Consider the following 10,218-nt stretch of genomic DNA (forward strand, 5'->3'; position numbering starts at 1 on the left):
TCGCGGCCGCTCAGCGCGCCGATTGCACGTGCGAGAGACCGCCCGACCACGCGGCGGGCGAAGTAGTGGTAGATTTCAGGATATCGACTGAATGTGGATCAGCCCGTTGTTCCAGATCAGGATGTCGTCCGGGTCGGCGGCATTACGAACGATCAGCGGCCCGTAATAGCTCGCGGCAAATGCCTTTTCGCTGGTCTTGACGGCAAATCCCTTAACGTCCGCATCGCTTAGGCTGAGCGCGTAGGGAATCAGGCTTTCGAACTGTTTGAACGCCAACGTCATGCCGGCTTTCGCTAGTCTGCCGTTTGCCGCGCTCCAGATCCTGGCATTGTCGCGCGGTTCATAGGTTCGCGCGCGCAACTGCACCACGCTTAGAATGCGCTGATGATAGATCGGGCCGGACGCGAGTACGATCTTGCCGACCTTTTGCGGCACCCGTCGGTCGATCCTCAAATCGGCGTAGACCCGGATCTGGGAAAAGTCGGGCGACAATTCATAGCGATAGGTGATGTAAGCAAGCTGTGACGTGCCCGCAGTCGCCTGAAAAGCGGCGGTGCTCGATTCCTTGCTGGCGACGAAATCCGTCGCCCCGAACCAATCGGGCTTGGCCAGCGCGGCCTTCGTGGTCGAGAGCGCCAGAGAATCAACGTCCATGTCGGCCAACGCGCCGCGCACGGGAAGCACGTTTCGTTCCGCCGCGTCGTGTGCGTCCATTCCCATCGTGCCGCGCCGTTGTCGGTCCATCGAGCTGGTCACCAACAGTCCGAGGAGACCGCCATTGCCGTCGCTATGCGCGACCCGGCCCAGTTCGATCGTCACGTCGATATCGCGTTGGACCAACGTCACTTGAACCGCGCGTCCACCTGGGATGCTGCGATCCTGCTCGGCGACGACGATCGGGGCCTTGACCTCGCTATCCCCCGATGCCGCCGAGACAAGGGTCGTGGTCAGCATGGCCGCGACAGACAGGCAGATTAGCTTCTTCATGATGCGGCTCCCGAATGGACTTGGTGAGGCCAGGTCAGCCGGACGCGACACAAGCGAAGACAGGATGGTCACCGCGGCATGCGACGGTGCGCCATCCTGTATTCCGGCTCAATCCTTACTTGGCGGGCGTCAAGCCCTTGGCAAATTCGAGGAAATTCTTCGAAAATGCGCTGCGCAGGTCGGCTTCGGCCGCTTCGGTTTCGTCGGTGGTCTTGGGCGGGAATTGCGACAGCCCATTGCCGCCGCGTCCCTTGATCATGTTGGTCTTGGTCTTGCCGGTGCGGAAGTCCTTGAAAATGAATCGGTTGTTGAGCGAGCGACCATAGATCGCGCGTTTGGTGTAGAAATTCTCGGTTACCAGCAGTTCGGCGTAACAAGGCGCCGTCGACGAACTGAGACGCGTCGTAGCCTTGGTCGAGATGTTGCGATCGGCGATCGGCGTTTCCCAGATAACCTGCGACGGGGGCAGCTTCAGCGCGCCCACCATATCGATCGACTTGAGTGCCTGAACCTGAAGGCGCGGGCCGAGCGCTTCACGCAGATATTCCGCCTCGCTGGCATTGCGGTTCTTGTTCTTGGCGGCGTCGGCGATCGCGCCGACGATACCGAAGCCGGACAGCAGGCCCGTCGTCATGGCCTTGCCTTCGATGGTTGGGAACACGTGCAGTTCGCACGCCGGTTCGGCGGCGGCCGAATCCTGCGGGGCGGCCGCGGTTGCCGGCGCCGCGGCGGGCGCTACCGAGGAGACGCTCAAGGCGATGGCCAGAGTCGCCCCCGCTGCCAGTGGTGGAAGCATTTTCATCATATTCTCCTGTTGGGTAATTAGTTAGTCTTGGTTGCTGATCGTTGGTCCGCCGCCGGCTGGGCCTTGGCGTCGGCAGTTGACGGAATCGTTGTACCCACGGGTTGCGCGCCCGCTGTGGGGGCGGCCACAACGGTGTTTGCCGAAGGATTTGCCGAGCCCGTCGCCTGTGCAGCGAGCGCCGACGGCGCGTCGATCGAAAAGGGGATGTCCTGGCCGGTGCGCGCCTTCAGCGCGCGACCCTTGGGAATAACGCTGTTCTTGCCTTTGACGAAGCCGGCAAAGATACCAACCGCGAAATAAGTAGCAACGGCGGCGCCATCGGCCGCTTTGCCTTCCTGGCGATAATGCCCGTCGAGCAGGATCGATTTCCCATTCAGATCGAGCGAACGCAGCGTGATGCCCAGCATTCCGGCTGCTCCGAACGAGCGGTTGCGAGACAGAAAGGTGACTTCACCGTAACCCGACGTTCCTTTCGGGATCACGACGACACCGGAAGCCACGACATCCTCGACAACGGTCACTTTGAATTCGTCACCGACGTGATTGGCGGTAGACGAAATGTCCGCTTCCGTCGCGACGGTGACCGGCGTGCCTTCGGGCAGGACCAAGGCGGTCGTTCCGGTCATTCCCGATTTCGTAAGGTCGGCAGGAGCGGAAATCGCTGATGGCGCACCGGCAGGCGTCGCCACCGCGGCGACCGGAGGAGCCGCTGGCGGTGCCGGTGACAAGGTTTGCCCGAATGACGCCGTCGGCATCACAAGACACAGCGCCGCCGCAGCGCTAACGTTGATATGCCCCCGCATATTTCCCCCAATTTACGGGGAGGTTAGCCAAATCAAATAGCGGAGTCACCGACTTTTTATGGGGTCGTGTTCGATCGCCGTTCCGATCCGACTCCATTAGGGCGAGTTGCTGCTTTACTGCGCGTCCAGGTCCTGGTTCTTGACCACGCCGCCGGTGCCGGCATTGCCCGAGAACATTCCCGGCGCGGTCATCGGTTCGGGCTCGTCGCCGTCGGAGCCTTCGCCGCGCTCGACCGCGTCCTTGCGGGCATCGACGATCTGCTCGATGTCGGTGCGGGTGTCGGTGTCGGCTTCGGGGGCGCTGTCGGGGTGCGGGTCGCGGTCGGTCATCATCTTATCCTTGCGGGTTGGCGGGGCCGGTCGGTTGCTCGCCGGGGGAGGGGACGTCGATATCGGGGCCGGGCGGGCTGACCTCCGGCGGGATCGTGTCGGGTGTGCCGGGCTGGCTCGGCTGGGGCGGCAGTTCGGGGGGCGGTTGGGTGGCCATTTCGCTTCCTCTCAACCCACTAACGCATTCGCACCAAGCGGGTTGCTCCGCCGCGCGCACTTGCTATAGACGCGCCCCACACCGGCGGTGTCCCATGCGGGCGTGGCGGAACTGGTAGACGCGCTTGGTTTAGGTCCAAGTATCGCAAGATGTGGGGGTTCGAGTCCCTTCGCCCGCACCAGTCGCCAAGAACTCGTGGGCGTCCGGGGGACGCCCACGGCTTGGCGACTCCCGAGCGCAGCGAAGGGGTCGCACCCTCCTAGAACAGAGATTGAAGAAGAGATCATGCAGACTGTCGAGACGTTGAACGAAGGGCTGAAGCGCGCGTACCAGCTCACCATCACCGCCAAGGAAATCGACGCCAAGGTCGATGCCGAGGTCAAGAAGGTCGCGCCGCAGGTTCGCATGCCCGGTTTCCGCCCCGGCAAGGTACCCGCCAATTTGATCCGCAAGATGCACGGCCCGGCGCTGTCGCAGGACGCGCTCAACACCGCGATTCAGGAAGGCATCCAGACCCTCATCGCGAGCAACAAGCTGCGCCCGGCGATGCAGCCGTCGGTCAGCCTCGAAGGCGAGTATGAGGCGGGCAAGGACGCCGAGCTCAAGGTCGAACTCGAAATCCTGCCCGACGTGCCGACCCCGGCGATCGACAAGCTCGAGCTCGAGCGGCTGACCGTCCCCGCCGACGACGCCGCGATCGACGCTCAGCTCGCGAAGTTCGCCGAGCAGCAGAAGTCGTGGAACGACACCAAGCAGGGATACAAGGCCAAGCAGGGCGACCTCGTTACCGTCGATTTCGTCGGCAAGACCGCCGACGGCGTCGCGTTCGAGGGCGGTACCGGCACCGACATGGCGGTCGAAATCGGCAGCGGCCGGCTGATCCCCGGGTTCGAGGAGCAGGTGGTCGGCGTCAAGGCGGGCGACGAGAAGACGATCAACGTCACCTTCCCGGACGACTACCAGGCAGAGAACCTCAAGGGCCAGCCGGCGACGTTCGACCTCGTCGTCAAGTCGGTGAAGACCGCGGGCGAGACCAAGATCGACGACGATCTCGCCAAGTCGCTGGGCCTCAAGGATCTCGAGCAATTCAAGGGACTGCTCAAGGGCCAGATCGAGCAGGAGCTCAACGGCCTCACGCGCACGCACATGAAGCGCAAGCTTCTCGACCAGCTCGCCGCCGGCCACGATTTCCCGGTGCCGCCGTCGATGGTCGAGGCCGAGTTCCAGCAAATCTGGGAGCAGCTCCAGCACGAAGCGACTCACGAGCCCGATCCCGAGGCTGCGCTGGCCGAAATGGAGAAGGAGCGCGACGACTACCGCGCGATCGCCGAGCGCCGCGTGCGGCTCGGGCTCTTGCTGTCCGAAATCGGCCAGGCCAACGGCATCGAAGTGACCGCGCAGGAAATGAACGGGCTGATCCAGCAGGCCGCGCGCCAGTACGGCCCCGAGGACCAGCAGCGCTTCATCCAGTACATCCAGCAGGAGCCGATGGCCGCCGCCCAGCTGCGCGCCCCGCTCTACGAGGACAAGGTCGTCGACTTCCTGTTCTCGACCGCCAAGATCAGCGACCGCGAAGTGACTCGCGAGCAGCTCGAGGAAGCGATCGAGTCCGAAGACGGCTTCGCCACCGGCACGCACAGCCACGACCACGACAACCACAAGCCCAAGGCAGCGAAGAAGGCCGCCAAGAAGGGCGAGGCGAAGCCCGAGGAGCCGGCCAAGAAGGCCGCCACCAAGGCTGCGCCGTCCGAATCCGACAAGAAGGCGGCGGCGCCCAAGGACGAGGCGAAGGTCGAGGAGCCGGTGAAGAAGGCGGCGACCAAAAAGGCGCCGGCGGCGAAGGCCGAACAAGCGCCTGCCAAGAAGCCCGCCGCGAAGAAGGCGCCAGCGAAGAAGTAACTTGACCCCTCTCCCCTTGCGGGAGAGGGTTGCGCAGACTTGGGCTGCGCTCCTTCAGCTCGGCCTTAGTCGAAGCTGGGTGAGGGGTAAGCGATTGCACGGCAATCGCGCGGCGCTTAGGCGCCGCTCACCCTCTCCAAGCTACGCTAGGCAGCGAGCTGCCAAGCTTCGCTATCCTCTCCCGTCAAGGGAGAGGAGCGTTTGGGGGCCGAATGAACGAACCACGCATCGCAGTCCTGCTGCCCTGCTATAACGAGGAAGCCGCGATCGCGCAGACGGTGGCGGCATTCCGCGCCGCGCTGCCCGCCGCCACGATCTACGTCTACGACAACAATTCTAGCGATCGCACCGTCGAGGTCGCGCGCACCGCCGGTGCGATCGTCCGCAGCGAGCGGATGCAGGGCAAGGGCAACGTCGTCCGCCGCATGTTCGCCGATGTCGACGCCGACGTCTACGTGATGGCCGACGGCGACTCGACGTACGACGCCGCCGCCGCGCCCGCGATGATCGCGCGAGTCATCGCCGAACAGCTCGACATGGTCGTCGGCACGCGCGTCCACGAAGCGGCCGAGGCGTATCGCCGCGGTCACGTGATGGGCAACCGTGTGATGACCGGGCTGCTGACTCGATTGTTCGGGCGCAGCTTCACCGACATCTTCTCGGGCTATCGCGTGTTCTCGCGGCGCTTCGTCAAGAGCTTCCCGGTGCTGACCGGCGGGTTCGAGATCGAGACCGAGATCAGCGTCCACGCGCTGGAACTCAGAATGCCGGTCGGCGAGGTCGAAACGCGATACTTCGCGCGGCCCGAAGGATCGGCGTCGAAGCTCAGCACCTGGTCGGACGGGTTTCGCATCCTCAATACGATCGCGACGCTCTACCGCATCGAGCGGCCTTTATTGTTCTTCGGCAGCGTCGGCGCGCTACTCGCGCTCGCGGCGGTGGTGCTCGGCATCCCGCTCGCGGTGACGTACCTCCACACGCACACCGTCCCACGTTTCCCGACCGCGATCCTCGCGACCGGGCTGATCATTCTCGCGGCGCTATGTTTCTTTGCGGGGCTGATCCTCGACACCGTGGTGCGGGGAAGGCGCGAGGTGCGGCGGCTGGCATACTTGGCGCACCCCGCCCCCGGGGGCTAGTCTCCCCGATATCATCAGCCGCGCGGGACCATCACGACGATATGGAAGCTGCCGGGCTCCATCGCGCCGCGCTTGCTCGGCGGCACCGGAACCCCGAATCGCGCGGCGGGCAGATAGACTCGCCCCGTCGCGGGATCGAGCGCGGCGGTACGCGCGCTCGGTTCGGTCCCTACTGCGGTCTCGACGGTCGGCCGCCGGCCGTTCATCCGAACGATCGACAGCGTCCCGCTCCGCCCGCACGGCACGAGAAAGCGCGAGTGCCGCGCGTCCCAGATCGCAGTGTCGGGCCCGTCGCCGATCGGCACCAGCGCGACCAGCGCGCGCCGCCGCAGATCGACCAGCGCCGCCTTGCCGTTCGCGCATGCGCTGAGGCCGAGCCCCGTCGCGGGATCAAGCGCGAGCCCGGTCGGCCCCTCGCAACCGGTCAGCGCGATCGCGCCCGCAGCCTTGCCGGTCGCCAGATCGGCGAATTCGATCTCGCTTTCATCCTCGTTGTTGATCGCCAGCATCCCCGGGGAGACCAGCACCGGCACTTCGAGCCCGGGCTTGAGCGCGATCCGCGCCGTCTCCACACCCTTCGCCAGATCGATCACCGACACCGCGCCCGCCTTGGCCGCCATCGCGTAAGCCGTGCGGCCGTCGCGCGACAGGATCACCGCGTCGGGATCGCCCGCGACCGCGATGTTCGCCAGCTGCGCGCCGCTGCGCTCGTCGAGGATTCGCGCGCTGTCATCGCCGCCGCTCGTCACCAGCAGGCGAGTGGTGCCGGGGATGGCGACGACGCCATGCGCGCCCGCGAGCACCCCGATCGCGTGAACCGCGCCAAGGCTCGCTGGGTCGATCACCAGCACGTCCTTGCCATGCGCGACGAGGAGCAGATGGTGCGCCGAGTCCCAGCTGGCAAAGTCCCAGCGATCGTCGGGCGCTGCGATCGGCGCGGCTTTGTCGAACGAGCCCGATCGCGCCGCTGCTAGCGCTGTCGATGCTGCGAGACCCGCTGCGACCGAGATCGCCACCGCGTTCCTGACGGTCCGAAACTTCATCGGCATCATCCCTTCTTCACTCTGGTCAAAAATCACTCCTCCCGAACCTGTCCACGCCCTGGTTGACGCCGGGCGGATCGAGCACGCTGACGTCCAACTCGATCGGCGTCCCGATCCAGTGCGCCAGCGTCGTATGGTCGGCAAGGTCGTCGTCGGTCAGCGGGTGGATCAGCGCGCGCAGCCCCGATTCTTCGATCGTCCGCGCGACGGTGGTGCCGGCGCTCGCGGGAAAGTGGATTTCGAACTGCGGGATCGGATGCGGGCCGACCGGGCGATCGCTCATCCGGCCGATGAACAGGATCGGCACCTCGTCGCCCGCCATCATCTCGGCGAAGCCGCCGCGCAGCCGCTCGGCCGCCGAGCGCTCGGCGTCGTCGTAATAGATGTGAGCATGCCACGGGGCGTTTGCGTCGGTCATCGTTGCCTTCCAGCTTCACAGTGCTCCTGCGAAGGCAGGAGCGTAGGCTATGTATCCCTACGTTTTGCCAGCGCTCCGGCCTTCGCCGGAGCACATTCCTAGCGGACCATCCCCAACCGGATCAGGCTCTCGCCGGACGCGGTGATCGCCTCTTCGTTCGATCGGAACGTCCATCCCAGCACGTCACGCGCCTTGGCGTTGCTCGCTTCGCCCTTGATCCCGAGCCGCGGCACCGCCTCGCGCGCCAGCGGGTTGAAGATCGCGACGAGTTTGACCAGCCAGTCGGGGAGTTCGCGGAACTTCGCCTTGGCCGCCTTGTCGCCGAGATGGGCGCGGAGGATGCTCGCCATCTCGAACATCGACAGCGCGCCGCCGGCGACCGCGAGAAAGCGCTGGTTCCTGGCCGCCGGGTCGGTCATCGCCTTGACCTGCATCCCCGCCACGTCGCGTACGTCGACCGCGCCGAGATAGAGCCTCGGCGCGCCGGGCAGCTTGCCTTCGAGCATGCGCTTGACCAGCTCGATCGACGTCGAAAGATCCGCGTTGAGCGCGGGGCCGAAGATGCCGACCGGGTTGACCACCGCCAGCTCCATGCCTTTGCCTTCGCGCTCGACGAAGTCCCACGCCGCGCGCTCGGCGAGGGTCTTGGATTTCATGTAGGGCTGGACCGCGGGGCCATCGACGTCGGTCCAGTCGGTCTCGTCATATCGGCTGTCGCGATGGCCGTGACCGTAGCCGACTGCGGCGAACGACGAGGTCTGGACGACTCGCTTGACCCCCGCGTCGCGCGCCGCGCGCAACACACGGAGTGTCCCGTCGACCGCCGGACGGATCAGCTCGTTCTCGTCCTTGGGCTGCGCGATCGGGAAGGGCGAGGCGACGTGCTGGACGTACTCGCACCCCGCCACCGCCTCGGCCCAGCCGGCGTCTTTCTCGAGATCGGCGGCGAAGAAGCTGAGCTTGTCGAGGTTGGTCGCGCCCGCCTTCGCCAGCGAGTCGCGCACCGCGGCCTCCTTGGCCGGATTGCGCACCGTCGTCCGCACTTCGTGCCCGGCTTTGAGCAATTGCAGGATGACATGCCCGCCTACGAACCCCGACCCACCGGTGACCAACACTGTGCTCATGACGCTCCCCTCTCACGGCGAAGGTGCGCGCGAACCGCCCGATCTGCAAGACGGGGCTGGCAATGTTGGATTTCATCTGTCAGCCTTGGCGAACCTTTCCTGATGGGTCTTGTGCGGTGCGCGAGATTCCATGGGCAGTGCGAACATTGGGGCCTTTCGACTGCGCCGAACACGTGGAGGACGTAATCTTTGTAATCTTCGGGCGCTGCAACCGCACTCGCCGCGTTCATCATCCTGCCCCCTTGCGCCCCGCGAACCGAGCGCCGATGTAGGCCGGGCAAGGGCATAAGGACCTAGAGACACTCCCATGATCAATCCGTTCGAAACCGGCCAGTTCGCGCCTCCGGGCTTTCGCGTCGACCCCATCACCGGCGGCCTCGTGCCGATCGTCATCGAGCAATCGAACCGCGGCGAGCGCAGCTTCGACATCTATTCGCGGCTGCTTCGGGAGCGGATCGTCTTCGTCACCGGGGGGGTCGAGGATCATATGGCGACGTTGATCACCGCCCAATTGCTCTATCTCGAGAGCGAGAATCCCAAGAAGGACATCTACATGTACATCAACTCGCCGGGCGGCGTCGTCACGGCGGGCATGGCGATCCACGACACGATGCAGTACATAAGGCCCAAGGTCGGCACGGTCTGCATCGGCCAGGCCGCCTCGATGGGCGCCTTCCTGCTCTCGGCCGGCGAGCCGGGCATGCGCGTCGCCCTCTCCAACGCGCGGATCATGATCCACCAGCCCTCTGGCGGCGCGCAGGGCATGGCGACCGACATCGAGATCCAGGCCAGGGAGATCCTCCGCATCCGCGCCCGGATGAACGAGCTGATGGCCCAATATACCGGTCAGGCGCTCGAGGAGATCGAGAAGAATGTCGAACGGGACAAATTCTTCTCCGCCGACGAGGCCAAGACCTTCGGCCTGGTCGACGAGGTGTTCGACAAGCGCCCCGTCCCGACCGAGGAAGGGGCGACCGCCAAGGCGGCCTGAACCACGATCATTTCCTTGTCCGGCGCATCTTGTGCCGCCGAGAGACACGCGCCACATTCAAGGGCGAGGACGATGGGCGTCCCGCCTGTGGCCGCGAAGCCGCGTGGGAACGCCTTAACGATTAGGCCATTGTCCTGATCTACAATTGGCGGCAGGATGGCGCGCTGACACGAAGGGAAGGGGCCAGGCCCCGTGATTGTATGACGAAATTGAGTGGCGGCGACAGCAAGAGCACCCTCTACTGCTCGTTCTGCGGCAAATCGCAGCACGAGGTCAGGAAGCTGATCGCCGGCCCGACCGTGTTCATCTGCGATGAATGCGTCGAGCTGTGCAACGACATCATCCGCGAGGAGACCAAGTCGGCCCTCGTCAAGACCCGCGACGGCGTGCCCACGCCGGTCGAGATCTGCAAGGTGCTCGACGATTATGTGATCGGCCAGAACCAGGCCAAGCGCGTGCTCTCGGTCGCGGTCCACAACCATTACAAGCGCCTCGCCCATGGCGCCAAGGGCGCCGAGGTCG

12 protein-coding genes and 1 tRNA gene are annotated in these 10,218 nt (G+C 65.2%); 5 read left to right on the forward strand and 8 right to left on the reverse strand.

All coding sequences use genetic code 11. From position 1 onward, the window contains the following. Positions 1-75: 75 nt before the first annotated feature. From VH326_RS06505 to VH326_RS06525, 5 genes are all read right to left on the reverse strand, one after another. Positions 76-987: a hypothetical protein gene (locus VH326_RS06505; RefSeq protein ID WP_329630992.1), complete on the reverse strand. Its 912-nt coding sequence runs from the start codon at positions 985-987 to the stop codon at positions 76-78. 115 nt (positions 988-1,102) lie between these two features. After that, positions 1,103-1,789, reverse strand: a complete 687-nt coding sequence (locus VH326_RS06510) for a hypothetical protein (RefSeq protein ID WP_329630993.1) — start codon at positions 1,787-1,789, stop codon at positions 1,103-1,105. Positions 1,790-1,809: 20 nt separating this feature from the next. Continuing rightward, on the reverse strand, positions 1,810-2,595 hold the full coding sequence (locus tag VH326_RS06515; RefSeq protein WP_329630994.1) for a hypothetical protein: 786 nt from the start codon (positions 2,593-2,595) through the stop codon (positions 1,810-1,812). Between the two features lie 114 nt (positions 2,596-2,709). Continuing rightward, positions 2,710-2,925, reverse strand: a complete 216-nt coding sequence (locus VH326_RS06520; RefSeq protein WP_329630995.1) for a hypothetical protein — start codon at positions 2,923-2,925, stop codon at positions 2,710-2,712. 4 nt (positions 2,926-2,929) lie between these two features. Beyond that, positions 2,930-3,082 carry a hypothetical protein gene (locus tag VH326_RS06525; RefSeq protein ID WP_329630996.1) on the reverse strand — a complete coding sequence of 51 codons (153 nt, stop codon included), beginning with the start codon at positions 3,080-3,082 and terminating at the stop codon, positions 2,930-2,932. 96 nt (positions 3,083-3,178) lie between these two features. Between VH326_RS06525 and VH326_RS06530 the strand changes: the two genes are divergently transcribed. The 3 genes from VH326_RS06530 (at position 3,179) to VH326_RS06540 (ending at position 6,120) form a co-directional block, all read left to right on the forward strand. Then, a tRNA-Leu gene (locus tag VH326_RS06530) sits at positions 3,179-3,263 on the forward strand. 104 nt (positions 3,264-3,367) lie between these two features. Then, positions 3,368-4,981, forward strand: a complete 1,614-nt coding sequence (tig, locus tag VH326_RS06535) for a trigger factor (RefSeq protein WP_329630997.1) — start codon at positions 3,368-3,370, stop codon at positions 4,979-4,981. Positions 4,982-5,193: 212 nt separating this feature from the next. Beyond that, positions 5,194-6,120: a glycosyltransferase family 2 protein gene (locus VH326_RS06540; protein WP_329630998.1), complete on the forward strand. Its 927-nt coding sequence runs from the start codon at positions 5,194-5,196 to the stop codon at positions 6,118-6,120. A 14-nt stretch (positions 6,121-6,134) separates the two neighbouring features. On the opposite strand, the gene VH326_RS06545 is transcribed toward VH326_RS06540, so the two are convergent. The 3 genes from VH326_RS06545 to VH326_RS06555 all read right to left on the reverse strand — a co-directional run bounded on the left by VH326_RS06545 (position 6,135) and on the right by VH326_RS06555 (position 8,705). Beyond that, entirely contained in the window at positions 6,135-7,163 is a 1,029-nt protein-coding gene (locus tag VH326_RS06545; protein WP_329630999.1) for a gluconolactonase, read from the reverse strand. A 25-nt stretch (positions 7,164-7,188) separates the two neighbouring features. After that, positions 7,189-7,581, reverse strand: a complete 393-nt coding sequence (locus VH326_RS06550; protein ID WP_329631000.1) for a DOPA 4,5-dioxygenase family protein — start codon at positions 7,579-7,581, stop codon at positions 7,189-7,191. Between the two features lie 98 nt (positions 7,582-7,679). Further along, the gene (locus tag VH326_RS06555) at positions 7,680-8,705 is read right to left on the reverse strand and encodes an aldehyde reductase (RefSeq protein ID WP_329631001.1); all 1,026 of its coding nucleotides are present in this window, start codon (positions 8,703-8,705) and stop codon (positions 7,680-7,682) included. 307 nt (positions 8,706-9,012) lie between these two features. On the opposite strand from VH326_RS06555, the gene clpP reads away from it, so the two are divergent. Both clpP and VH326_RS06565 read left to right on the forward strand, forming a co-directional pair. Beyond that, on the forward strand, positions 9,013-9,696 hold the full coding sequence (gene clpP, locus VH326_RS06560; protein WP_329631002.1) for an ATP-dependent Clp endopeptidase proteolytic subunit ClpP: 684 nt from the start codon (positions 9,013-9,015) through the stop codon (positions 9,694-9,696). Positions 9,697-9,896: 200 nt separating this feature from the next. Further along, positions 9,897-10,218, forward strand: a 322-nt coding sequence (locus VH326_RS06565) for a ClpX C4-type zinc finger protein (protein ID WP_329631003.1), incomplete at its 3' end; no start/stop codon positions are given.

Source organism: Sphingomonas sp. (assembly GCF_036269755.1).
In the GTDB taxonomy this organism is placed as follows: Bacteria; Pseudomonadota; Alphaproteobacteria; order Sphingomonadales; family Sphingomonadaceae; genus Sphingomonas.